The sequence below is a fragment of the Vibrio sp. 2132-1 genome (assembly GCF_033344315.1).
This window is the reverse complement of sequence record NZ_JAWPON010000653.1, coordinates 1-570: the sequence shown is the minus strand read 5'-3', so window position 1 is coordinate 570 and position 570 is coordinate 1. Positions and strand designations below refer to the sequence as shown.

The window sequence follows — 570 nt, the reverse complement described above, 5'->3', positions numbered from 1 at the left end:
GTAGAATACGAAGCGACCGTTTTTCTCGTTTTCCATACAACGCGCCATTAGTGGCGACTGAGTTGCGTGGAAGCCAGAGATTGCACCACAAGCGATAGTGATGAACAGCGCAGGCCATAAAGGCATATCATTTGGGTTTAGGTTAGAGAACATGTCTGTTACTTGGAAATCACCCATCACTGTGTGCTCGCTAGATAGAGCAACCGCAGTCATTAGACCAACCGACATGAAGATAAGTAGTGCGCCAAATAGAGGGTAGAAACGACCGATGATCTTATCTACTGGAACGATTGTCGCGATGATGTAGTAAGCAAAAATAACCACAACCATTGTTGTCATGCTTACGTTTAGGCTGGTTTGATCATTGATTAGGTTTGTGATCATGCCCGCTGGCGCTGATACGAATACCACACCAACAAGAAGCAACAGGACAATGGCAAAGATATTCATAAAGTGTTTTGCGCCATTACCTAGGTAGCGACCAGTAATCGTTGGCACTGATGCACCGCCGTTACGCACTGAAAGCATGCCTGAGAAGTAATCGTGTACGGCACCTGCAAAGATACAACC

The 570-nt window shown here is 46.0% G+C and carries 1 protein-coding gene; it reads right to left on the bottom strand.

Going from position 1 to position 570, the window contains the following annotated elements; genetic code table 11:
* Window positions 1-570 (bottom strand): aromatic amino acid transport family protein (locus R8N47_RS27200; protein WP_318186368.1); only part of this gene is annotated, 570 nt, incomplete at both ends.